The organism is Pseudomonas sp. Tul2A7, assembly GCF_054790505.1.
The window spans coordinates 937,334-959,651 of record NZ_CP186499.1 but is presented as its reverse complement, the minus strand read 5'-3'; the positions used below and the strand labels follow the sequence as shown (position 1 = coordinate 959,651).

At 59.6% G+C, this 22,318-nt stretch carries 21 protein-coding genes; 11 read left to right on the top strand and 10 right to left on the bottom strand.

The window, feature by feature from the left end:
• Positions 1 to 58: 58 nt before the first annotated feature.
• The 6 genes from ACOYXJ_RS04510 (at position 59) to ACOYXJ_RS04485 (ending at position 6,463) form a co-directional block, all read left to right on the top strand.
• The gene (locus ACOYXJ_RS04510) at positions 59 to 364 is read left to right on the top strand and encodes a DUF3649 domain-containing protein (protein ID WP_016986986.1); all 306 of its coding nucleotides are present in this window, start codon (positions 59 to 61) and stop codon (positions 362 to 364) included.
• Positions 361 to 1,947, top strand: a complete 1,587-nt coding sequence (locus ACOYXJ_RS04505; protein ID WP_460368118.1) for a PepSY-associated TM helix domain-containing protein — start codon at positions 361 to 363, stop codon at positions 1,945 to 1,947. Before ACOYXJ_RS04510 ends, ACOYXJ_RS04505 begins: the two co-directional genes overlap by 4 nt.
• Positions 1,947 to 2,273 carry a DUF3325 domain-containing protein gene (locus ACOYXJ_RS04500; protein WP_150792389.1) on the top strand — a complete coding sequence of 109 codons (327 nt, stop codon included), beginning with the start codon at positions 1,947 to 1,949 and terminating at the stop codon, positions 2,271 to 2,273. The genes ACOYXJ_RS04505 and ACOYXJ_RS04500 overlap by 1 nt, the downstream gene beginning before the upstream one ends.
• A 1-nt stretch (position 2,274) precedes the next feature.
• Positions 2,275 to 2,841 carry an RNA polymerase sigma factor gene (locus tag ACOYXJ_RS04495; protein WP_110719067.1) on the top strand — a complete coding sequence of 189 codons (567 nt, stop codon included), beginning with the start codon at positions 2,275 to 2,277 and terminating at the stop codon, positions 2,839 to 2,841.
• Entirely contained in the window at positions 2,838 to 3,827 is a 990-nt protein-coding gene (locus ACOYXJ_RS04490) for a FecR family protein (protein WP_460368115.1), read from the top strand. Before ACOYXJ_RS04495 ends, ACOYXJ_RS04490 begins: the two co-directional genes overlap by 4 nt.
• 206 nt (positions 3,828 to 4,033) lie before the next feature.
• Complete coding sequence (locus ACOYXJ_RS04485) at positions 4,034 to 6,463, top strand: TonB-dependent siderophore receptor (protein ID WP_460368113.1); 2,430 nt, start codon at positions 4,034 to 4,036, stop codon at positions 6,461 to 6,463.
• A gap of 721 nt (positions 6,464 to 7,184) precedes the next feature.
• Here ACOYXJ_RS04485 and ACOYXJ_RS04480 read toward each other — a convergent pair.
• A complete protein-coding gene (locus ACOYXJ_RS04480; RefSeq protein ID WP_460368111.1) occupies positions 7,185 to 8,060 on the bottom strand; it encodes a helix-turn-helix domain-containing protein in 876 nt (291 codons plus the stop codon).
• 139 nt (positions 8,061 to 8,199) lie between these two features.
• Here ACOYXJ_RS04480 and ACOYXJ_RS04475 point away from each other — a divergent pair, with 139 nt between their 5' ends.
• Positions 8,200 to 9,102, top strand: a complete 903-nt coding sequence (locus ACOYXJ_RS04475; RefSeq protein WP_460368109.1) for a DMT family transporter — start codon at positions 8,200 to 8,202, stop codon at positions 9,100 to 9,102.
• Between the two features lie 19 nt (positions 9,103 to 9,121).
• Here ACOYXJ_RS04475 and ACOYXJ_RS04470 read toward each other — a convergent pair whose 3' ends face one another.
• The 7 genes from ACOYXJ_RS04470 to ACOYXJ_RS04440 form a co-directional block, all read right to left on the bottom strand.
• Positions 9,122 to 9,631, bottom strand: coding sequence for a DUF2165 family protein (locus tag ACOYXJ_RS04470; protein ID WP_150792395.1), 510 nt, complete (start codon positions 9,629 to 9,631; stop codon positions 9,122 to 9,124).
• Between the two features lie 146 nt (positions 9,632 to 9,777).
• Positions 9,778 to 10,752 (bottom strand): 2-hydroxyacid dehydrogenase, encoded by a 975-nt coding sequence (locus ACOYXJ_RS04465; RefSeq protein ID WP_460368107.1) that lies wholly within the window; start codon positions 10,750 to 10,752, stop codon positions 9,778 to 9,780.
• Positions 10,753 to 10,878: 126 nt separating this feature from the next.
• Positions 10,879 to 11,340, bottom strand: coding sequence for a hypothetical protein (locus ACOYXJ_RS04460; RefSeq protein ID WP_460368105.1), 462 nt, complete (start codon positions 11,338 to 11,340; stop codon positions 10,879 to 10,881).
• A 299-nt stretch (positions 11,341 to 11,639) separates the two neighbouring features.
• Positions 11,640 to 12,014, bottom strand: a complete 375-nt coding sequence (locus ACOYXJ_RS04455) for a DUF6124 family protein (protein WP_460368103.1) — start codon at positions 12,012 to 12,014, stop codon at positions 11,640 to 11,642.
• 1,164 nt (positions 12,015 to 13,178) lie between these two features.
• Complete coding sequence (locus tag ACOYXJ_RS04450; protein ID WP_150792399.1) at positions 13,179 to 13,553, bottom strand: DUF6124 family protein; 375 nt, start codon at positions 13,551 to 13,553, stop codon at positions 13,179 to 13,181.
• A 484-nt stretch (positions 13,554 to 14,037) separates the two neighbouring features.
• Positions 14,038 to 14,517, bottom strand: coding sequence for a hypothetical protein (locus tag ACOYXJ_RS04445; RefSeq protein ID WP_150792400.1), 480 nt, complete (start codon positions 14,515 to 14,517; stop codon positions 14,038 to 14,040).
• Positions 14,518 to 14,701: 184 nt separating this feature from the next.
• Entirely contained in the window at positions 14,702 to 15,670 is a 969-nt protein-coding gene (locus ACOYXJ_RS04440) for a LysR family transcriptional regulator (protein WP_102900633.1), read from the bottom strand.
• Positions 15,671 to 15,946: 276 nt separating this feature from the next.
• Between ACOYXJ_RS04440 and ACOYXJ_RS04435 the strand changes: the two genes are divergently transcribed.
• The 4 genes from ACOYXJ_RS04435 (at position 15,947) to ACOYXJ_RS04420 (ending at position 20,846) form a co-directional block, all read left to right on the top strand.
• Entirely contained in the window at positions 15,947 to 17,446 is a 1,500-nt protein-coding gene (locus ACOYXJ_RS04435; protein WP_460368100.1) for an efflux transporter outer membrane subunit, read from the top strand.
• A 140-nt stretch (positions 17,447 to 17,586) separates the two neighbouring features.
• Complete coding sequence (locus ACOYXJ_RS04430) at positions 17,587 to 19,779, top strand: FUSC family protein (RefSeq protein ID WP_460368098.1); 2,193 nt, start codon at positions 17,587 to 17,589, stop codon at positions 19,777 to 19,779.
• Entirely contained in the window at positions 19,769 to 19,969 is a 201-nt protein-coding gene (locus ACOYXJ_RS04425) for a DUF1656 domain-containing protein (RefSeq protein WP_007914106.1), read from the top strand. Before ACOYXJ_RS04430 ends, ACOYXJ_RS04425 begins: the two co-directional genes overlap by 11 nt.
• A 10-nt stretch (positions 19,970 to 19,979) precedes the next feature.
• A complete protein-coding gene (locus ACOYXJ_RS04420; protein WP_460368095.1) occupies positions 19,980 to 20,846 on the top strand; it encodes an efflux RND transporter periplasmic adaptor subunit in 867 nt (288 codons plus the stop codon).
• Between the two features lie 108 nt (positions 20,847 to 20,954).
• On the opposite strand, the gene ACOYXJ_RS04415 is transcribed toward ACOYXJ_RS04420, so the two are convergent.
• Together ACOYXJ_RS04415 and ACOYXJ_RS04410 are read right to left on the bottom strand one after the other, a co-directional pair.
• Positions 20,955 to 21,779 carry an SDR family oxidoreductase gene (locus tag ACOYXJ_RS04415; protein WP_150792403.1) on the bottom strand — a complete coding sequence of 275 codons (825 nt, stop codon included), beginning with the start codon at positions 21,777 to 21,779 and terminating at the stop codon, positions 20,955 to 20,957.
• Positions 21,780 to 21,815: 36 nt separating this feature from the next.
• The gene (locus tag ACOYXJ_RS04410; protein ID WP_007914096.1) at positions 21,816 to 22,280 is read right to left on the bottom strand and encodes a hypothetical protein; all 465 of its coding nucleotides are present in this window, start codon (positions 22,278 to 22,280) and stop codon (positions 21,816 to 21,818) included.
• Between the last annotated feature and the right edge of the window lie 38 nt (positions 22,281 to 22,318).

Sequence of the window (22,318 nt, the reverse complement as noted above, 5' to 3'; positions counted from 1 at the left end):
ATTGTTCGCCTGTAAGTTCGGCTGATCGGCCGGACGTTTTTCGTTTCAGGGTCGAAACATGAAAGGCAAACTCGCCACACTTCCCATGTCCTATCGTCTGGCCGTCACTTCTCGGGTGCTGGCGGCGGTGTTTGGCGGCTATCTGGTCGCGGCGCTGGCCAGTGTCACGCTGACGCTGTGGCTGCCGTTGAGCCGTGCCGAAGCGGTGGTGACTGGCATGACCATTTCCTTTCTGGTCTATCTGGTGGCGGTGCTCTGGTGCTTTGCCTGCCGTACGGCGTGGTCGGCCTGGGTCGGTTTGCTGGTGCCGAGCGTGATTCTGGCAACCATCTCTGGCGCGGCACGCGGATTGGGCCTGGCATGAAAGAGGGTTTTCGTCAGGCGATGGCTTGGCTGCACACGTGGGCCGGACTGCTGTTCGGCTGGCTGTTGTTCGCGATTTTTCTGACCGGGACGCTGGCGTATTTCAAGGATGAAATCAGCCACTGGATGCAGCCGGAAATCCCCGCGCGATCGGTGAGTGCCGAGACCAGCCTGACGCTGGCCCAGGATTATCTGCAACAACACGCGGCGGGCGCGTCACGCTGGCTCATCGATTTGCCCGATGCCCGTGATCCCGGCCTGACCGTGCGCTGGCAACAAGCACCGGCGAATCCCGGCGAGCGCGGCCGTTTCGAAGCGAAAACCCTCGACGCGCAAACCGGTGCCGAAGTGCAGGGCCGCGACAGCATGGGCGGCGAGTTCTTCTACCGTTTCCACTTTCAGCTGCAAATGCCTTACCCGTGGGGCCGTTGGCTGTCGACCATTGCCGCGATGGTGATGTTTGTCGCGCTGATCACCGGGATCATCACCCACAAGAAAATCTTCAAGGACTTCTTCACCTTTCGCCCGCGCAAGGGCCAGCGCTCCTGGCTCGACGGGCATAACGCGGTCGGCGTATTGGTGTTGCCGTTTCACTTGATGATCACTTACAGCAGCCTGGTGATTTTCATGTCGATGGTCATGCCGGCGAGCATCGTCGCTTCATACGGCAGTGACGTGCGCAAATTTTATGACGAAGTTTTCCCAGCCTCGAAAACCCCGGAACGCGCCGATATCGCTGCGCCATTGGCGGCGATGGCGCCGCTGTTGAGCAAGGCCAGCGAGCAATGGTCGGGCGGCCATACGGCGCGTCTGTCGGTGAGCAATCCGGGCGATGCCAGTGCCACTGTAGTGCTGTCCCGTGCCGGCGATCGCGTGGTGCATGATTTCGGCCGCGCCGTGACCTTCAACGGTGTGACCGGGCAGATGCTCGGCAGCACACCGGAACAACCGATGACGATGGCGGTGGGGGGCGCGTTCTATGGTTTGCACATGGGCCACTTCGCCGGGCCGCTCTTGCGCTGGCTGTACTTCATCTGCGGGCTGGCGGGTACGGCGATGATCGGCACCGGGCTGGTGCTCTGGCTGGGCAAGCGTCAGCTCAAACACGCCAAGAGCGGCGTGATGCCGTTCGAGCTGCGGCTGGTGGAAGTGCTGAATATCGCCAGCATGGCCGGGTTGGTTGCGGCGGTGGCTGTATTTTTCCTGGCCAATCGTCTGTTGTCAGTGAGCCTCGCCGAGCGCGCAGATTGGGAGGTGAATGCGTTCTTTATCGCTTGGGCTTTGAGTGTGTTGCACGCGCTGCTGCGTCCGGGACGAAAAGCCTGGGTTGAGCAACTCACCCTGAGCGCCGCTCTGTTTGTCGCGGTGCCGCTGGTCAATGCGCTGACCACCCCGTGGAATCTCGGAGTCACCTTGATGCAGAGGGATTGGGCATTGGCCGGTTTTGATCTGACGTGCCTCGCAACCGGTTTCTTCCTGGCTTGGGCCGCGTGGAAAATGCAGCGCGCCGGCAGCACCGTCAGCATTAAAAAGCCCCGCCGCGAACAGGCCCGGCCGATCACCCTTGAACAAGGGGCGAACTGATGCTCTTGCCCTTGTTGCTCACCTACACCGGATTCACCGCGTTGTGCCTGTCGATGCCGCGTCACTACGATGAATTGCTCGGTCACAAACCGTCCACGCGTCGCCGTCAGGGCCTGAAAGTCGGCGGATGGTTATTGCTGTGTTTGTCGCTTTGGGCGGCGGTGAAGGCCAATGGCTGGAGTTTCGGCCTGGTCGACTGGTTCGCCGTGCTGATGCTCAGCGCCTTGGCGTTGGTATTGCTGCTGCCGTATCGCCCGCGTTTCGCATTGGCACTGGCCGGTGTCAGTCTGCTGGCCAGCCCGGTCGCCGCATGGGCGCAGTGCTGAAGTGCTGATCGGTCTACCGCCGGAATCCCGCGACGACGAGCCGCGCGGGGCGCGTGCGCATTTTCTTCAGGTGTTTTTGTCCCAGCGTTCGCAAATGGAAGCGCTGGTGAGCCGGCGCGTCGGTTGCCGGGCGACGGCGGCGGACCTGGTGCAGGATCTGTTTTTGCGTTTCTGGCGGCGACCGCTGGTGCAGGTCGAAGAACTCAGCACCTATCTTTTGCGCTGCGCCGGCAACATCGCCATCGATCATCTGCGCAGTGAAGGCACGCGCACGCGTGTCAACGAAGGCTGGCAACCGGACGCGCCGGACAGCCACGGCAGCGAACCGCAAGCGGCGCTGGAAGCGGGCAATGATCTGAAGCATGTCGAAGCGGCGTTGCGTGCCTTGCCCGAGCGCACCCGGCAGATCTTTTTGCTCAATCGCATCCACGGCCGCAAGTACGCGGAAATCGCCAAAGCCATGGGCCTGTCCCAAAGTGCCGTGGAAAAACATATGATGCGCGCCCTCGAGGCCTGCAAGGCCAGCCTGCGCGAACCCGCGCCACGCCTGCCAGGGAAAGCACCGTGAAGCCATCCGATTCCACCACCCCGACGCCCGCGCAAGAGCAGGCTGCGTTTGCCTGGCTGAGCCTGTTGCATGACCGACCGAGCGCCGGCGATCAATTGACCTTCAGCCAATGGCTACGCGCTGATCCGGCGCATGCCGAAGCGTATGCGCAGGCGCAAGTGCTCTGGGAGTTGAGCGAAGGCCCGGCGCGAACGCTGGCCGATGAAGAGGCTTTGGCGTTGCAGGGCTATCTCGATGCGATGGATCGCCCGCGCCGTCCGCAGTTTTTGCGTTGGTCGGGCGCATTGGCGATTGCGGCGTGTCTGCTGCTAATGGTCAGCCTTGGCACTGGCTGGCAGCCGCAGCGCTGGATCGATGATCTGGGTGCGGATTACGTCTCGGCACCCGGTGAAATTCGCACCGTGACTCTGGCCGATCAATCGCAAGTCACGCTGGATGCTGACAGTGCGATTGCCGTGGATTTCAGTCGTGGCGAGCGGCATGTCCAGTTGCGTCGCGGTGCCGGATTTTTCACGGTTACGCACACCGGCGAGCCGTTTGTGGTCGAGGCCGAGAAAGGTCAGGCGCGAGTGCTCGGCACGCAGTTCGAAGTGCGGCTGCAACCGCATGGTGCGCAGGTGACGGTGTTGTCCGGGCGCGTTGGGGTGACGGCGGATCGTGGTGGTGAACAGCAGATTCTTACAGCCGGCCAGCAGGTTGCTTACGGTGACGGTGCGGCGGAAAAACTGCATGCCGTGGACAGCGAGGCGCAATTGGCGTGGCGTCAGGGTTGGCTGACTTACTACAAGGCGACGCTGGCCGATGTGGTGGAGGATCTGCGGCGTTATTACCCGGGGCGGATTGTATTGCTCAACGATGAGCTGGCGGCGCGCAAGGTCAGTGGCAGTTTTCCGAGCAAGGATCCGCAGGCGGTGCTCAGTTCCCTGCAAGGGGTGATGGGGTTTGAGCAGCATCAGGTGTTGGGGCATCTGATTATTTTGCGTTGAGGCGGCTAAAGCCATCGCGAGCAGGCTCACTCCTACAGGGGAACGCATTCCAAATGTAGGAGTGAGCCTGCTCGCGATGGCGCCCGATCGAACACCACAAAAAATAATTTTCAAATGTTGGTGAGGTAAACATCAGCCCCATCCGTGTAGTGACTGAAACTGCGAGTCATTCGCATCCGTTGCGGTTCTACACAGGTCATTGAGTCATGAAGTCCAGGGCAAAATCGGGTTCGGTCAAACAGTGGTTGGGCGTGTCGGCATTGAGTTTTTCGGCATTGGCATTGCTGCCGATAAGCGTGTCTCTGGCCGCTGAAACCGCCAGCAGCCAAGCGCAAAAGCAGTTCAACTTTTCCCTGGCCGCCAAACCGCTGCCGCAAGCCTTGAGCGACTTCAGCCGGGTCACCGGGCAAAGCGTGGTCTACACCGACGAAGCGCCGTACGGCCTCACCGCGCCGGCCGTCAATGGCCAGATGAGTGCCGAACAGGCCCTGCAACGCTTGCTCAGTGGCTCCGGCCTCAACTTCCGCCGCACCGATAGCCACACGCTGGCGCTGGAACCCAAACCCACCGAAGGCGCGTTGAACCTCGGCGCCACGACCATCACCTCGATGCGCGACGAGTCGATGAGTTATCAACCACCGGAAACCAGTTCGGTGATGCGTTCTTCGGCGTCGTTGCAGGAAATCCCGCAGACCGTCAACGTCATCCCGGCGCAGGTCATCCGCGATCAGGCGCCACGCAATCTTGACGACGCACTGGCCAATGTCAGCGGCATCACCCAAGGCAACACCTTGGGCAGCACGCAGGATTCGGTGATGACCCGCGGTTTCGGTGACAACCGCAACGGCTCGATCATGCGCGACGGCATGCCGATCGTGCAGGGCCGTGGCATGAACGCCACGGTTGATCGCGTCGAAGTGCTCAAAGGTCCGGCCTCTTTGCTGTACGGCATTCAAGACCCCGGTGGCGTGGTCAACCTGGTCAGCAAGAAGCCGGAACTGACGCAATACAATGCGCTGACCTTGCGCGGCTCGACCTACGGCGACGGCAAGAACGGCAGCGGCGGCACCTTCGACAGCACCGGCCCGCTGGGCGATTCCGGGCTGGCCTACCGCATGGTGCTCGATCACGAAGACGAAGATTACTGGCGCAACTTCGGCACCCACCGTGAAACCCTGATCGCCCCGTCGCTGGCCTGGTTCGGCGAGAGCACCAAGCTGTTGTTCGCCTACGAGCACCGTGAATTTCTCACGCCGTTCGACCGTGGCACGCTGATCGATCCGCGCACCAATCATCCGCTGGATATCTCGCGCAAAGAGCGTCTCGACGAGCCGTTCAACAACATGGAAGGCCGCTCGGACCTGTATCACTTTGAAGCCGACCACGACCTCAACGACGACTGGAAAGCGCACTTCGGTTACAGCTGGAATCGTGAAACCTACGACGCCAGCCAGGTCCGCGTGACCGCCATCGACACCAACAAGGGCACGCTGACCCGCAGCATGGACGGCACCCAGAACGCGATCAGCACCGACCGTTTCACCACCGCCAGTCTTGAAGGCAAGGTCAACGTGCTGGGCATGCAGCATGATCTGGTGTTCGGCGTCGATGACGAGTACCGCAAGATCTACCGCGAGGACCTGATCCGGCAGAAAAGCCTGACCACGTTCAGCTACCTCAATCCGGTGTATGGCCGCGAAGTCGCCGGTACGACCGTCAGCGCTCCCGACAGCGCGCAGACTGATGAACTGCGCAGCGATTCGGTGTTCATGCAGGACTCGATTCACCTCAACGACCAGTGGATTCTGGTCGCCGGCGGGCGCTTCCAGGAGTACGACCAGTACGCCGGCAAAGGCGTGCCGTTCAAGGCCAACACCGACAGCAACGGCCAGAAATGGGTGCCGCGCGCCGGTCTGGTGTACCGCTACACCGACGCCTTGTCGTTCTACGGCAGCTACACCGAATCGTTCAAACCCAATTCGACCATCGCCCCGCTGAGCGGCAGCAGCACCGTGCTCGACGGCAGCATCGCGCCGGAAGAAGCCAAGTCGTGGGAACTCGGCGCGCGGCTCGACCTGCCGGGGCGTGTGACCGGCAACATTGCGTTGTTCGACATCAAGAAACGCAACGTGCTGGTGGCCAACTCTGAAGGCCCGACGACGATTTACAGCGCGGCCGGCGAGGTGCGTTCGCGCGGTCTGGAAATGGACCTGACCGGTCAGTTGAGCGATCACTGGAGCATGATCGGCAGCTACGCCTACACCGATGCCGAAGTGACCGAAGACCCGGACTACAAAGGCAAGCGCCTGCAGAACGTAGCGAAGAATTCCGGCTCGTTGTCGGCGGTGTATGACTTCGGCAGCGTGATCGGCGGCGATCAATTGCGCGTGGGGGCTGGAGCGCGTTATGTCGGTGAACGTGCAGGGAACGCGGTGAATGATTTTGACCTGCCGAGCTACACCGTGGCTGATGCGTTTGCCACTTACGACACCAGGGTTGAGGGGCAGAAGGTCAAGTTTCAGCTGAATGTGAAGAACCTGTTTGATCGCACTTACTACACTTCGGCGGCGAGCCGGTTCTTTGTGTCGATGGGGGATTCGCGGCAGGTATCGCTGTCGAGCACTTTGGAGTTTTAAGGCAAGATCAGAAGCCCCTCACCCTAACCCTCTCCCGGGGGGAGAGGGGACTGACCGTGGGATATTGGAGAGCTCCGCCGACGTGATCGATCTTTACCGAATCCATAATCGACTCGATCATTCAGGTCGATGTACAACGCCAGACACCTCGGTCGGCTCCCTCTCTTTGGGGGAGAGGGACTGACCGTGGGATATTGGAGAGCTCCGCCGACGTGATCGATCTTTACCGAATCCATAATCGACTCGATCATTCAGGTCGATGTACAACGCCAGACACCTCGGTCGGCTCCCTCTCTTTGGGGGAGAGGGGACTGACCGTGGGATATTGGAGAGCTCCGCCGACGTGATCGATCTTTACCGAATCCATAATCGACCCGGTCATTCAGGTCGATGTACAACGCCAGACACCTCGGTCGGCTCCCTCTCTTTGGGGGAGAGGGGACTGACCGTGGGATATTGGAGGCTCCGCCGACGTGATCGATCTTTACCGAATCCATAATCGACCCGGTCATTCAGGTCGATGTACAACGCCAGACACCTCGGTCGGCTCCCTCTCTTTGGGGGAGAGGGGACTGACCGTGGGATATTGGAGGCTCCGCCGACGTGATCGATCTTTACCGAATCCATAATCGACCCGGTCATTCAGGTCGATGTACAACGCCAGACACCTCGGTCGGCCCCCTCTCCCTCTGGGAGAGGGCTGGGGTGAGGGGAGAAGGGCTCAACGCAAAAACGCCTGCCGATACTCCCCCGGCGTCCCGCCCAACACTTGCCTGAACCGATTAGTGAAATGACTCGCGCTGGCAAACCCGCACGCCAGCGCAATCTCACCCAACGGCAACGCCGTCCCGCGCAACAACTCCCGCGCCCGGCTCAGGCGCCGCGCCAGCACATACTGATGCGGCGGCAGGCCGAAGCTCGTACGGAACATCCGCGCAAAGTGGTATTCCGACAGCGCGCACAACCCGGCCAGTTGCCCCAGGCTGATCGGCTCGGCCAACTGAGTGTCGATGAACTCCACCAGTTGCCGACGCTGATGCGGTGCGAGCCCGCCCTTCAATCGCAAACCCTGACGCGCGCCGACCTGACTGAGCAAAGTGTGGCTGATCAACTCATGGGCGAGGCTGCTGGTCAGCAGACGCTCAGCAGGCTCGTCCCAATTCAGCGTCAACAACTGCCGGAAGCGTTGCGCCTGTTGCGGATCTTCGAGAAACGTCTGCTCGCGCAACTGCATCTCGCGGGGTTCGCGATCAAGCAGCGTGACGCAACCGAGGGCAAATTGTTCGGCGCTGAAATACAGGTGCGCCAGGCGGATATCGCCGTTGATCACCCAGCCCGATTCATGATCGGCCGGCAGGATGCAAAGCTTGTCCGGCCCGCCTTTTTGACCGGGTTGATCGCGCCGGAATGTGCCGGTGCCACCGGCAATGTAGCAGGACAGGGTGTGGTGGCTCGGCGCTTCATAATCCTGCGCATCGTGGTGGTTGGTCCACAAAGCGGCAGACAAGCCGTCGCCGAGTTCGGCGCTGTGCACAAGGCGTGCGTTGGGCGAGCTGTTTAACGCTTGAAAGACTTGCAGGGTATCGATGGCGGCCATGGTCGGTTCTCTTCAACGCTTTGCATCCTACTCCGTAGACGTCGCGCTGCCAGCCTGCCGCCAGACAAAAGCGCAAGAATCTGCAAGCGCACAGGCCAGACCCGGGCAGACACTCAAGGCCTACCGAGGAGTGTGTGCCATGAACCTGTCGTTGTATTTGTTGACCGTGCTGATTTGGGGCACCACGTGGATTGCCCTGAAATGGCAACTGGGCGTGGTGGCGATTCCGGTGTCGATCGTCTATCGCTTCGGCCTCGCCGCGTTGGTGCTGTTTGTGCTGTTGCTGCTCAGCCGGCGCCTGCAACCGATGAACCGCCGCGGGCATCTGATCTGCGTGGCGCAGGGTTTGTGTCTGTTTTGCGTCAACTTCATGTGCTTTCTGACCGCCAGTCAGTGGATCCCCAGCGGACTGGTCGCGGTGGTGTTTTCCACCGCAACCTTGTGGAACGCGCTGAATGCGCGGGTGTTCTTTGGCCAGCGCATCGCGCGCAATGTGCTGATGGGCGGTGCGCTGGGGCTGTTCGGGTTGGGCATGTTGTTCTGGCCGGAATTGGCCGGGCATCAGGCCAGCCCGCAAACCTTGCTCGGTCTCGGCCTGGCGTTGTGCGGCACCTTGTGTTTCTCGGCGGGCAACATGCTCTCGAGCCTGCAGCAGAAGGCCGGTCTCAAGCCGCTGACCACCAACGCCTGGGGCATGGCCTATGGCGCGGCGATGCTGTCGGTGTGGTGCCTGGTCAAGGGCATTGCATTCGACATGGATTGGAGTCCGCGTTATGTCGGTGCGTTGCTGTATCTGGTAATCCCGGGTTCAGTGATCGGTTTCACCGCGTATCTGACGCTGGTCGGACGCATGGGCCCGGAGCGGGCGGCTTACTGCACCGTGCTGTTCCCGGTCGTGGCGCTGAACGTCTCGGCATTTGCTGAAGGTTATCAGTGGACAGCGCCGGCGCTGGTCGGTCTGGTGTTAGTGATGCTGGGCAACGTACTGGTGTTTCGTAAACCGAAATCGGTGGTGGCGCCGGTACAGGGAAAGTTGGCTTGAAATAAACGAGCGCTGAACTTCAGCGCTCGACTTTCAGGGTGATGTAAATCATCACCGGGAAGATGAAATCAACGATATGTCGCGCCCAGTCCTTGGCATTCCATGATTGCGAAGTGTCCATGTCAAACCACTCCACTCCAACTGTTTGCAGGCAGACGTAATAAATGAAAATGGCCGCCAGTATGCCCATGATCGAAAATTTCTTCGCCTCGTGGAATATTTCTGCGGGGGCGTTGATGTTGCAATACAGCTGATAGGTGCCTATCAGGCACAACACTGTATACGTGACCTCCAGGGTGATGATGAACCAGTAGATTCGATGATGAATCATTGGCGAATCAATAGCTCGATACTTGATTGTTTCACTGGCAGTGGTGGTGTCCATGCTTAGAATATGGGCCACGTAAGTGTAGTTCGAATCATAGTCGGTGAAGTTGTGGATCATCACCAGCAGGCCAAAGAAGCTGATGTAGGCCATTAATATAACTTTGCTGTAACGGATAAGTTTGTCGGTTGTCAGGGCGTTCAAGGTTTAGCTCTCCATAGCGAGTGTCGATAATTCGGCAGCCGGGCAGAGCTTATAATGCTGATATATATTTGGCTTTGATGTTCAATTTCAAGTTGTGTATGGGGTAACTAACGGGCAAGTGCGGTTTGGCACTTGCCCGTACTTTCTTATCCGCGCCAGACTTGCGGGTTGACCAGATCCTGCGGACGTTCGCCGAGCAAGGCGCTGCGCAGATTGGCCAGCGCACGATTGGCCATGGCTTCGCGGGTTTCATTCGTCGCCGAGCCGATGTGCGGCAGGGTCACGGCGTTACTCAACTGGAACAGCGGCGACTCGGCCAGCGGTTCTTTTTCGTAAACGTCGAGGCCGGCACCACGAATGCGCTTGTTCTGCAGGGCTTCGATCAGGGCCGGTTCATCGACCACCGGGCCACGAGAGATGTTCACCAGGATGGCGTCCGGTTTCATCAGGGCCAGTTCGCGATGGCTGATCAGGTGGCGGGTCTTGTCGCTGAGCGGCACCACCAGGCAGACGAAATCGGCTTCGGCGAGCAGTTGATCGAGGCTGCGAAATTGCGCGCCGAGTTCTTGTTCCAGGTCGGTCTTGCGGCTGTTGCCGCTGTAGATGATCGGCATGTTGAAGCCGAAGCGGCCACGACGGGCGACGGCGGCGCCGATGTTGCCCATGCCGACGATGCCGAGGGTTTTGCCGTGCACGTCACAGCCGAACAGCGGGGCGCCGACGCTGGCTTGCCATTGGCCGGCCTTGGTCCAGGCGTCGAGTTCGGCGACGCGGCGGGCGCTGCTCATGATCAGGGCGAAGGCGAGGTCGGCGGTGCTTTCGGTGAGCACATCGGGGGTGTTGGTGAGCATGATCCCGCGTTGGTTGAAGTAGTCGAGGTCGTAGTTGTCGTAGCCGACGGAGACGCTGGAGACTACTTCGAGTTTTGTCGCGGTTTCGAGTTGGGCCTGGCCGAGTTTGCGGCCGACGCCGATGAGGCCGTGGGCGTAGGGCAGGGCTTCGTTGAATTGGGCGTTGATGTCGCCGGCTTTTGGGTTGGGGACGATGACGTCGAATTCTTGCTGGAGGCGTTCGATCATGGGCGGGGTGATGCGGCTGAAGGCCAGGACAGTCTTTTTCATTGGGCTTGGGCTCGGCGGGACTGGATTGCCAAGCAAGCTAACATTCTCTCTGGCGTTGGAGAAGGGGCCCGCGTTGCTGCGTGCCCCAGTTATGCAAACGGAACCGTACAAGGCAAAAAATGGATTTCATTTTTTTTCTTGGTCGTTATCTATGAGATCTTTTGCATTGATGATTACGTTAAGCTTTGGGTTAGGAAGGTGGGGTTGTAATGGATGCGCGAGCTCGACGCCGACTATGACCGCGAATAGCGTTCCGGCTATTCGATTGAAATCGATATAAATAAAGCCAGCGCCATTTTTAACTCCTCCGAATTTGACATCGCTATGTATACCTTCTGAATAAGTAACTTCTTTTATCGCTCCGTCCGCTGTGAAAGTGTGTATGCCATTCGTGATGTCGTCCGGAAACGAAAGTTCAACTATGTTTAAAGGTTCGCGAGTGGCGCTGCTAGTGCCGCCGGCTACATATACCACCCTGTCACTTACGGCGAATGCCATGATGTGTGCATTAACGATCCCAATCGGTCGATCTGTCACTATTCCTTTGAAATCCCCTCTCTCCGGACCAGCTTCATAGGTAGGTATCATAGTTCATGCTCCAGTTGTCTTGATTATAGTGTTGGGCTGGGATGGCGCTTGTTGTCTAGGATATTGTTTGCTGTTTGAGTTGTGATTTCACCTGTCAGATCTGACAGGTTTTCAGATCGATTGGCTATTGATATCGAAGTTTTGATTTCAAATCGCGTTTTACATGATCACGCCAATTGCGAATTTGATACTCGCCATTCAAAACCTGAGATCGACTCGGTATCGCACGTCGGCGTAGCTCTCCCAAACACCGCGATCAGTCCCCTCTCCCTTTGGGAGAGGGTTAGGGTGAGGGGCTTTTAGCTGTGTGCCGGGGATTGCGGGATTTCGTGGTTATCCAGCACTCGATTCACCGCCAGTTCGGCGAGCATGATGATCTGCTGAATCGCCAAGATCGTCCGTCGTTGCGGCAGGTCGATGTAGGCGGCGATGTCGCTGGTCATGAGGCTGGCCTGGGCCAGTGATTCGCAGGCGTGGACCAGCAGGCTTTCACTGTCCTGTTCCGGGGCGACCTGGAACATGGTGCTGGGTTTGTGGAAACGCAGGGTGAGTGCGTTGGGTTTGAGGTAGTGGTCGAGGGCGCGGTCGGCGGCTTCGTGGAATTTCTTTGAACCGGAGAATTCGTAGGGGGTGGTGTTCTCCGCTGCGGGCGGATTGGGTGTTGGTTTGAACATAGGAAACATACTCGTGGCAAGTTGAGTTGAAGCTGCCACTTTTCGTTTTCCAGGCGAAAGGGTGGCAACTGTGCGCGGACTGGAAAAACCGGTCAACTTAGCCAAAACCGGCAGGCCCTAGGGCCTCCCGCGCACAGCCGCCATAACATTGCGAGCTAAAAAGCGCCGCAGTATGCCATGAGCTTTGGTAGTTGAAATCGGGTTTTCCAGACCCGGTCGCTGATGCGTCAGCGACACCCAAATCCTAGCCACCGCACTTCCGACGGACAACCGTCAAAACCTGTCGGAAACATCCGCAGATTCCTGGTTTTCGTAGGAGTTGTTGTAGGTGTGGATTGCTTGATTTTTAAACAGAAAGTCCCTCGGTCGCAGGCTGTGGCTGATCTGAGCGAATATGACGTTCTGTTTAAAGTCAGCCCGATGGCCGCAGCCGAACTTACGTCCTGCCCGCTGGATGGGAAGACACGCGCTTGGCTTTTGTTTTGCGGTGAATTTACCCCTCACCCCAGCCCTCTCCCGAGGGAGAGGGAGCCGATTTTTGGGCATTTCAGAATCTGAGTTCGACTCGGTATCGCACGTCGGCGTAGCTCACCCCAAACACCTCGGTCAGTCCCCTCTCCCTCCGGGAGAGGGAGCCGATTTTTGGGCATTTCAAAATCTGAGTTCGACTCGGTATCGCACGTCGGCGTAGCTCACCCAAACACCTCGATCAGTCCCCTCTCCCTCCGGGAGAGGGAGCCGATTTTTGGGCATTTCAAAATCTGAGTTCGACTCGGTATCGCACGTCGGCGTAGCTCACCCCAAACACCTCGGTCAGTCCCCTCTCCCGAGGGAGAGGGAGCCGATTTTTGGGCATTTCAAAATCTGAGTTCGACTCGGTATCGCACGTCGGCGTAGCTCACCCAAACACCTCGATCAGTCCCCTCTCCCTCCGGGAGAGGGAGCCGATTTTTGGGCATTTCAAAATCTGAGTTCGACTCGGTATCGCACGTCGGCGTAGCTCACCCCAAACACCTCGGTCAGTCCCCTCTCCCGAGGGAGAGGGAGCCGATTTTTGGGCATTTCAAAATCTGAGTTCGACTCGGTATCGCACGTCGGCGTAGCTCACCCAAACACCTCGGTCAGTCCCCTCTCCCTCTGGGAGAGGGCTAGGGTGAGGGGCTTTTAGCTGTGTGCCGGGGATTGCGGGATTTCGTGGTTATCCAGCACTCGATTCACCGCCAGTTCAGCCAGCATGATGATCTGCTGAATCGCCAGAATCGTGCGCCGTTGCGGCAGGTCGATGTAGGCGGCGATGTCGCTGGTCATCAGGCTGGCCTGTGCCAGTGATTCGCAGGCGTGGACCAGCAGGCTCTCGCTGTCCTGTTCCGGGGCGACCTGGAACATGGTGCTGGGTTTGTGGAAGCGCAGGGTTAACGCGTTGGGTTTGAGGTAGTGGTCGAGGGCGCGTTCGGCGGCTTCGTGGAATTTCTTTGAGCCGGGGAATTCGTAGGGGGTGGTGTCGTCGGTTTCAGGTGGATTAGGCGTTGGTTTGAACATTGTGAAACTCCATTCGGGATGTGGAGTTCGTCACGTACTGCGACCAAGCAGTAGGGTGGCGAACTGTACGCGGGTTGGTCGACCAGGGAATGGAAACCCGGCAGGGCCAAAGCCCTCCCTCGCACAGTTCGCCATTAGGCAAGCTGAAAAGTGCGCCATTCTAAACCCGGACGACCAAGTCCGGTCGCTGTTTCGTCAGCGACACCCAAATCCTAGCCACCGCACTTCCGACGGACAACCGTCAAAACCTGTCGGAAACATCCGCGAAATCGTCGTTTCTGTAGGCTCTGCCGTAGGCCGCGATCTGTTGATTTTTAAACATCAAGATCAAAAGATCGCAGCCCGCGGCAGCTCCTGCAGGAGAGGCGGTTTGTTTAGGACACAGTTGGGGCGATGAAGAGAGCCGTGGGCCAAAAGCGGCAGCCAAAAGTCTGCGCAGCGAAGAGGGTCTGCTTTGACTCTTCTGCCACAGGCCAATGCAGATTCAAAGCGAAATACTATCCCGCCCTTTGATCGAGAACGTGCCATCTTTGACTTCCAGTTCCTTACCTTCAGCGCCAGCAGATTTGAACTGAAAGCTCCCCTTGTACAGCTCTTGATCATGATCAAAGCTCAAGGTGATGGAACCCATATCAGCGCTGTATGTTTCAAAACGGATATGGGTCTCCACTTGCCATATCTTCCAAAAAGTCGCACAGACCTTTTTATCTTCGAAGTTATACGTGCCGCTCGAGATCTCGGGTGGAAACACTATTTCAATGCCGCGCTCGATTTGGTTTCCATTTACATCGGTAGTGAGCTGCACCGTGTTCAAAGACAAGTGCAATTTGTTGTCGGTGGTGTAGTGGTCGTGGGCGAAGCCCAAGTTTTGGGAGGTGAAGTCCAGATCACCCGATATGCGGGCCGTCAAACGACCAATGCTGGGAGAGGTTTTGATAATGGGAAACTGATGCCTGGTGAACATGATGAACTCCTTGGCGTTGACTATTCCGTGAACCAGACAAGGTCTGGCGACGTTTTCAAGCTAGGAGTGGGGGGGAGCACTGTCAACTGTCAGAGTTGACAGTTGACAGTAGAGGGGAATTGAACGTCAGAGGGACTGCCAACGCCAATTGCACCCGTTCAGCAACGTCGGCAGAACGCTACATTCAGTTGGCGACACGCACGCCGGCAAGGCTGCCGCTTAATTCGTAAGCGGCCAGTTCCGCCTGATGCGCCGCCAATATTTCCGGCAACGACCCACGCAAATACTCAACCCACGTCTTGATCTTCGCATCCAGATATTGCCGCGAAGGGTAGATCGCATACAGGTTCAGCTCTTGCGAGCGGTAGTTCGGCATGACCCGCACCAGTGTGCCGTTACGCAAACCTTCGATCGCCGCGTACACCGGCAACACGCCGACGCCCATGCCGCTGGTGATCGCGGTTTTCATCGCGTCGGCGGAGTTCACCAGAAACGGCGAGCTGTTGATGGTGACCATTTCCTGGCCTTCCGGGCCGTCGAAGGCCCATTTCTCCAAGGGGATCACCGGGCTGACCAGGCGCAGGCAGGCGTGGTTGAGCAGGTCGCTGGGCTTTTGCGCGGCGCCGTTGGCTTTCACGTACGCGGGGGAGGCGCAGACGATGCTGTAGGTGATGCCCAGCCGTTGCGAGACGAAACCCGAGTCCGGCAATTCGCTGGCGAGCACGATGGACACGTCGTAGCCCTCGTCGAGCAGGTCCGGCACGCGGTTGGCCAGGGTCAGGTCGAAGGTCACGTCGGGGTGGGTTTTGCGGTAGCGGGCGATGGCGTCGATGACGAAGTGCTGGCCGATGCCGGTCATGGTGTGCACTTTCAATTGCCCGGCCGGGCGCGCGTGGGCGTCACTGGCTTCGGCTTCGGCCTCTTCGACGTAGGCGAGGATCTGCTCGCAGCGCAGCAGGTAGCGTTTGCCCGCTTCGGTGAGGGCGATGCGCCGCGTGGTGCGGTTGAGCAAGCGGGTTTGCAGGTGGGCTTCCAGGTTGGAGACCGCGCGCGAGACGTTGGCGGTGGTGGTGTCGAGTTGCACGGCGGCGGCGGTGAAGCTGCCGGCTTCGGCGACACAACTGAAGGCGCGCATGTTTTGCAAAGTGTCCATGGGGTGCTCTCAAGGGAGATGGCAAATTGTGACACGAAGTTTCAGGGGCGAGACCCCCGACTTAGGGATTATCTCGTTAACCGTAACAAAGATTCACAGAAATCCCAGCTTATCGCCGTACAGGGCGCCCCCTAGAATTGCGCCGATCCAATGTAGGAGCTGCCGCAGGCTGCGATCTTTTGATTTTGTTTTAAGGGAATCAAGATCAAAAGATCGCAGCCTGCGGCAGCTCCTGCACGGGTCCTCGATCTACCCCTCTCTCAGGAATTCGCAGCTGTGCCGCGTCGCATCAACAGAGCGCTTTTGCCGCTCAGTGTTCTGGCTTTTACCCTGGGTCTTGGCGGCTGCATCTCAACGGACGGAATTGCTCCACAGGGCAAGGCATTGGAGGCCAATTCACTGGCCACCGACGACGCTATCGCCCACGCCGCCCGTGACGCTAACTGGCCCACCGCGCAATGGTGGCAAGCCTACGGCGACCCGCAACTCAATCGCTGGATCGACCTCGCCGTGCAGGGCAGCCCGAGCATGGCCATGGCGGCCGCGCGTGTACGGCAGGCCAAAGCCATGGCCGGTGTCGCTGAAGCGGCCGAGTCGTTGCAGATCAATGGCGAGTCGACCCTCAAACGCCACAACTGGCCGACCGATCAGTTCTACGGCCCCGGCGATCTGGCCAACACCACGACCTGGGACAACAACGCCGCATTGGGTTTCAGCTACGCCCTCGACCTCTGGGGCCGTGAAAGCAACGCCAGCGAACGTGCGGTGGACCTTGCGCACATGAGCGCGGCCGAGGCGCGATTGGCGCAGCTGGAATTGCAGAACAACATCGTTCGCGCCTACATCGAACTGTCGCTGCATTACGCCCAGCGCGACATCGTCGCGGCGACGCTCAAGCAGCAGCAACAGATTCTCGATCTGGCACAGAAGCGTTTGAACGGCGGGATCGGCACCCACTTCGAAGTCAGCCAAGCGGAAACGCCGCTGCCGGAAACCCATCGGCAAATCGATGCGCTGGATGAGGAAATTGCCCTCAGTCGCAATCAACTTGCAGCGCTGGCGGGGAAAGGGCCGGGGGAGGGCGCGCAGTTGCAGCGTCCGACCCTGTCCCTTGGTGCTGCGTTGAAACTGCCGTCGGCATTGCCAGCCGAGCTGCTCGGTCAGCGTCCGGACGTGGTCGCCAGTCGCTGGCAAGTGGCGGCGCAGGCGCGCGGTATCGATGTGGCGCATGCCGGGTTTTATCCCAACGTCGATCTGGTCGGCAGTCTCGGTTACATGGCCACCGGCGGTGGCGCGCTGGAGTTTTTGACTGGCAAGAAACTCAACTACAACGTCGGCCCGGCGATCTCGCTGCCGATCTTTGACGGTGGCCGACTGCGCGCCGAGTTGGGTGAAGCCTCCGCCGGTTATGACATTGCCGTGGCGCATTACAACCAGACGCTGGTGAATGCGCTGAAGAATATCTCCGATCAGTTGATCCGCCGCGAGTCGATGGACAAGCAGCAAGGTTTTGCCGCCGAGTCGGTCGCCACGGCGCAGAAGACCTACGACATCGCGATGATTGCTTATCAGCGCGGCCTCACCGATTACCTCAACGTGCTCAATGCGCAGACGTTGCTGTTCAAGCAGCAGCAGGTGCAGCAGCAGGTGCAGGCGGCGCGTCTCAGTGCGCATGCCGAGTTGGTAACTGCGCTGGGTGGTGGCCTCGGTGCCGGCAACGATGTGCCGACGGCCGAGAAAACCCAAGCGCCGAAAACCCCGGTTCTCCTGCGTTGAACACAAAACCCAATGTAGGAGTGAGCCTGCTCGCGATAGCGGTGTATCAGTCAACAGAAATGTTGGATGTAAAATCGCCATCGCGAGCAGGCTCACTCCTACATGGATCGCGTCTTGCCTGAATTCTTGAGCACAATTAAATGACTCCCTTGCCCGCACCGTTGCGCTGGCTCTACTCCCTGGAATGGCGCCGCGGCTTCTTCGACTGGGCGCGCAGCGATGGCGTGACCTGGGTCTACATCTTCAAGGTGTTGATCGCCGCATTCCTCACCCTGTGGCTGGCCATGCGTCTGGAACTGCCGCAACCGCGCACGGCGATGATCACCGTGTTCATCGTCATGCAGCCGCAGAGCGGCCAGGTGTTCGCCAAGAGTTTCTATCGCTTCCTCGGGACGTTGGCCGGGTCGGCGATGATGGTCACGCTGATTGCGTTATTTGCGCAGAACACTGAGCTGTTCCTCGGCTCGCTGGCGATCTGGGTCGGCATCTGCTCGGCCGGTGCTGCGCGTTGCCGCAACTTCCGCGCTTACGGTTTTGTCCTCGCAGGCTATACCGCCGCGATGGTTGGCTTGCCGGCGCTGGCGCACCCGGACGGCGCATTCATGGCAGCGGTGTGGCGGGTGCTGGAAATCTCGCTGGGGATTCTCTGTTCGACCCTGATCAGCGCCGCGATCCTGCCGCAAACCGCCAGCGCCGCCATGCGCAATGCCTTGTATCAGCGATTCGGCGTGTTCGCGCTGTTCGTCACCGATGGCCTGCGCGGGCGCAGCAAAGCCGAGTCTTTCGAGGCAAGCAACGTGCGTTTTATCGCCGAAGCTGTGGGCCTCGAAGGCCTGCGCAGCGTCACCGTGTTTGAAGACCCGCACATGCGTCGGCGCAACGGCCGACTGAGCCGTTTGAACAGCGAATTCATGGGCATCACCACACGCTTTAACGCCTTGCATCAGTTGCTTGAACGCTTGCGTGGCAATGGCGAAGAACACGTTGTCGCCGCGATCAAACCGGGCCTGCAGGATCTCGCCGAGGTGCTCGATGGCTTCAGCGGCCGCGCCCTGACCAGCCCCGATGCCGCCCGTTTGGCGACCGCGCTGGCGAGCTACAAGGAAGGCCTGCCGGCTCGCGTGCGCAGCCTGCGCGCAATCTTTCAGGAAACCGGGCCGAGCGACGCTGAACAACTGGATTTCCACACCGCTTACGAGTTGCTCTATCGCTTCGTCGATGATTTGCACAGTTATGCACAGACTCACGCTTCGCTGGCCGATCATCGCCACGAGCGCGAGCGCTGGGATGAGCCGTTCACCCCGCAAACCAACTGGTGGGCAGCCGCTGCGTCGGGCATTCGCGCTTCGTTCATTCTCATCGTGCTGGGCAGTTACTGGGTCGCCACCGCATGGCCAAGTGGCGCGACGATGACGTTGATTGCGGCCGCCACCGTGGGCCTTTCGGCCGCCACGCCAAACCCGAAACGCATGGCCTTTCAGATGGCGTGCGGGACCTTCCTCGGCGCCCTGATCGGCTTCGTCGAGATGTTTTTCATCTTCCCGTGGATCGACGGTTTCCCGCTGCTGTGCGTGATGCTCGCGCCGGTGATCGTGCTCGGCTCGTTCCTCACGTCGCGGCCGCAATACGCCGGTGTCGGCCTCGGTTTGTTGATCTTCTTCAGCACCGGTTCGGTGCCAGACAACCTGACGATCTACAACCCTTACACCTTTATCAACGACTACATCGCCATGGTCATGGGCATGCTGGTCTGCGCCGCTGCAGGTGCGATTATTTTGCCGCCGAACAGCCGCTGGTTGTGGAAACGTCTGGAGCAGGATCTGCGCGGCCAGGTGGTCTACGCGATCAGCGGCAAACTCAAAGGCCTGGCGTCGAGTTTCGAGAGCCGTACCCGCGATCTGCTGCATCAGGCCTACGGTCTCGCGGCCGGTCAGCCGAAAGTGCAGAAGAACCTGCTGCGCTGGATGTTCGTGGTACTGGAAGTCGGCCACGCGATCATCGAGTTGCGCAAGGAACAGGCGATTTTGCCGGTGCACCCGGCCTACGCCGAATCGCAGCCGTGGCGCCAGGCGATCCGCGTGATGGGCCGCGCGCTGGTGCGGCTGTTTCTGCAACCGAACGCTAGCAATCTCGAACGTGCGCTGGTGGCGGTCGACCACGCAATCAGCCGTGTCGCGGCCACCGATGAACCGTTCGCCCCACACTTCGATACCTCGGCGTTGCGGCGGGTGAAGAGCTATCTGCACTTCATCCGCACTTCGCTGCTCGACCCGCAATCACCGCTTGCTGTCTACGCCATCGCCAAGCCCGAAGGACTTGCCCATGCCTCGTGAAATCGCCTTCCACGGCGTGTACATGCCGACCATGACCCTGATGTTTTTCATTGCTGCGGCGCTGGCCTGGGCGGTGGATCGTTTTTTGTCCGGGTTCGATCTGTACCGCTTTTTCTGGCACCCGGCGCTGCTGCGTCTGAGTCTGTTTACCTGTCTGTTCGGCGCCATGGCGCTGACTGTCTACCGTTGAGAACGTCCCGATGAAAAAGTTTTTCAGCCTGCTCGCGACCCTGCTGGTGCTGGCTCTTGCACTGTGGATCGGCCGCACGTTGTGGGAGCACTACATGAACACGCCGTGGACCCGCGACGGTCGCGTGCGTGCCGACATCATCAACGTCGCCGCCGACGTTACCGGTGAAGTGATCGATGTGCCGGTGCGTGACAACCAACTGGTGAAGAAGGGTGATTTGCTCATGCAGATCGACCCCGAGCATTACCGCATCGCAGTTAAACAGGCGCAGTCGCTGGTCGCTTCGCGCAAGTCGACGTGGGAGATGCGCAAGGTCAACGCTCATCGCCGCGCCGATCTGGACAACCTGGTGATCTCCAAGGAAAACCGCGACGACGCCAGCAACATCGCCGACGCCGCGCTGGCTGATTACCAGCACGCGCAGGCGCAACTGGAAGCGGCCGAACTCAACCTCAAACGCACCGAAGTGCGCGCGGCGGTCGACGGTTACGTGACCAACCTCAACGTGCATCGCGGTGACTACGCGCGCATCGGTGAGGCGAAAATGGCCGTGGTCGACATGAATTCGTTCTGGGTTTACGGCTTCTTCGAAGAAACCAAACTGCCCCACGTGAAAGTCGGTGACAAGGCCGATATGCAGTTGATGAGCGGCGAAGTGCTCGAGGGCCATGTGGAAAGCATTTCCCGCGGCATCTACGACCGCGACAACCCGGAAAGCCGCGAACTGATCGCCGATGTGAACCCGACCTTCAACTGGGTGCGTCTGGCCCAGCGAGTGCCGGTGCGGATTCACATTGATGAGGTGCCGGAAGGTGTTTTGTTGGCGGCGGGGATTACGTGCACGGTTGTGGTGAAGCAGAGCGCTGTGGATAACTGATGGACTGAGGCGTCTGCATCGCGAGCAGGCTCACTCCTACACTGGATCTGTGTCACACCGAAGATCCCCTGTAGGAGTGAGCCTGCTCGCGATGGCGTCGACCCGGTCTCAGAGTTTGCCGCGCAAACCGAAGCGCTTCATCAACGTCGATTCCAGCAAGCCCTTGGGCAACAACGCCGCCAGCAACGGCAACGCGCGACTGCCATTGCCGAGGCGGATCAACCGTGGTGGTTTGCTCTGCTGCACAGCCTTCAACAGCTCAGCAGCAAACTCACTGGCCGGCGTCGGCTTGTCCTGCGACGCCTTGGCCCGCGCGCGAATGCCCTCACGCAGCGGAAACCATGGAGATTGTTCATTGATCAACTGCTCGGCTTCATGCCCGGCATTTTTGGCAAAACTCGATTGAATCGCCCCCGGCTGCACTTCCATCACGCGAATACCGAACGGTGCCAGCTCCATACGCAAGGCATCGCTCAACGCATGCACTGCCGCCTTCGATGCGCAATAAGCACCAGCGAACGGCGTGACCAAAACCCCGGACACACTGCCGATATTCACCACCAGTCCCTTGGCCCGGCGCAATACAGGAAACAGTGCGCGGGTGACGCCGACGATCGAAAACACATTGGTTTCGAACTGCCGTTGCATCGCCGCAACGCCGCCATCGAGCAGCGGCCCCATGGCGCCGTACCCCGCGTTGTTGATCAGCACATCGAGGCCGCCGTGTTGCTGGTTGATCCGCTCACCCAGTTGCTCCAGCGCCGCGCTGTCATTGACATCGAGTTGCACGGCGGTGAACCCGGCCGACGCCAGCAGCGCCACGTCTTCAGCCTTGCGCGCACTGGCCCAGACTTCGTAACCGGCGGCTTTGAACGCATCGGCGAGGGCGCGGCCGATGCCGCTGGAACAACCGGTAATCAACGCAACGGGCATGGCGCATTCCTTGTGCAAATAGAGTGGGGAAGGGGATCAGTCGGAGAAACTACCCTGCAAGCGCTCGGCGCGAAACTCCAGGGTTTGCGGGCGATAACCGGGGCGTAGCGGCGGCATCGGCAGGCAGTCTTCCCAGTCCCCGCCGGCCTGCAATTCGCCGGGGCCGCGATAGCGTGGCGCGGTGTATTGGTTGTCTGCCAGATTGACCGTGTCGCCCGGTGCATAGGCGGCTATGCGCCAGCGCAGTTCGGTCAGGGGCACGTCGTTGGCGTTTTTCATTTTCAGTTGCAGCGGACGATCAGCCGGGCATTGCTCCGGGGCGTAAGCGATACGCATCTCAAGGCGCGCCAATTGCTTGATCTCGCGGTTGTCCAGCCACACCACCCACATGGCCACGAAGCCCAGGCCAATCGCCGCCGCCACCGAGACCGGCAAGGCCTTGGCCGGATAGCGCAGCAGGAGGATCAGCCAGGTGATGACCAGCAGAATGCCGATGAACATGTTGGAACGCTCCGTGAGTTCGTGGCCATCATCCTACC

Coding starts and splice junctions, on each gene's coding strand:
- ACOYXJ_RS04415 (WP_150792403.1), bottom strand. CDS start 21,779: ATGCCCGTTGCGTTGATTACCGGTTGTTCCAGCGGCATCGGCCGCGCC.
- ACOYXJ_RS04465 (WP_460368107.1), bottom strand. CDS start 10,752: ATGAAAAAGACTGTCCTGGCCTTCAGCCGCATCACCCCGCCCATGATC.
- ACOYXJ_RS04430 (WP_460368098.1), top strand. CDS start 17,587: ATGACTCCCTTGCCCGCACCGTTGCGCTGGCTCTACTCCCTGGAATGG.
- ACOYXJ_RS04500 (WP_150792389.1), top strand. CDS start 1,947: ATGCTCTTGCCCTTGTTGCTCACCTACACCGGATTCACCGCGTTGTGC.
- ACOYXJ_RS04425 (WP_007914106.1), top strand. CDS start 19,769: ATGCCTCGTGAAATCGCCTTCCACGGCGTGTACATGCCGACCATGACC.
- ACOYXJ_RS04440 (WP_102900633.1), bottom strand. CDS start 15,670: ATGGACACTTTGCAAAACATGCGCGCCTTCAGTTGTGTCGCCGAAGCC.
- ACOYXJ_RS04475 (WP_460368109.1), top strand. CDS start 8,200: ATGAACCTGTCGTTGTATTTGTTGACCGTGCTGATTTGGGGCACCACG.
- ACOYXJ_RS04445 (WP_150792400.1), bottom strand. CDS start 14,517: ATGTTCACCAGGCATCAGTTTCCCATTATCAAAACCTCTCCCAGCATT.
- ACOYXJ_RS04505 (WP_460368118.1), top strand. CDS start 361: ATGAAAGAGGGTTTTCGTCAGGCGATGGCTTGGCTGCACACGTGGGCC.
- ACOYXJ_RS04485 (WP_460368113.1), top strand. CDS start 4,034: ATGAAGTCCAGGGCAAAATCGGGTTCGGTCAAACAGTGGTTGGGCGTG.
- ACOYXJ_RS04480 (WP_460368111.1), bottom strand. CDS start 8,060: ATGGCCGCCATCGATACCCTGCAAGTCTTTCAAGCGTTAAACAGCTCG.
- ACOYXJ_RS04420 (WP_460368095.1), top strand. CDS start 19,980: ATGAAAAAGTTTTTCAGCCTGCTCGCGACCCTGCTGGTGCTGGCTCTT.
- ACOYXJ_RS04455 (WP_460368103.1), bottom strand. CDS start 12,014: ATGTTCAAACCAACACCCAATCCGCCCGCAGCGGAGAACACCACCCCC.
- ACOYXJ_RS04460 (WP_460368105.1), bottom strand. CDS start 11,340: ATGATACCTACCTATGAAGCTGGTCCGGAGAGAGGGGATTTCAAAGGA.
- ACOYXJ_RS04410 (WP_007914096.1), bottom strand. CDS start 22,280: ATGTTCATCGGCATTCTGCTGGTCATCACCTGGCTGATCCTCCTGCTG.
- ACOYXJ_RS04510 (WP_016986986.1), top strand. CDS start 59: ATGAAAGGCAAACTCGCCACACTTCCCATGTCCTATCGTCTGGCCGTC.
- ACOYXJ_RS04450 (WP_150792399.1), bottom strand. CDS start 13,553: ATGTTCAAACCAACGCCTAATCCACCTGAAACCGACGACACCACCCCC.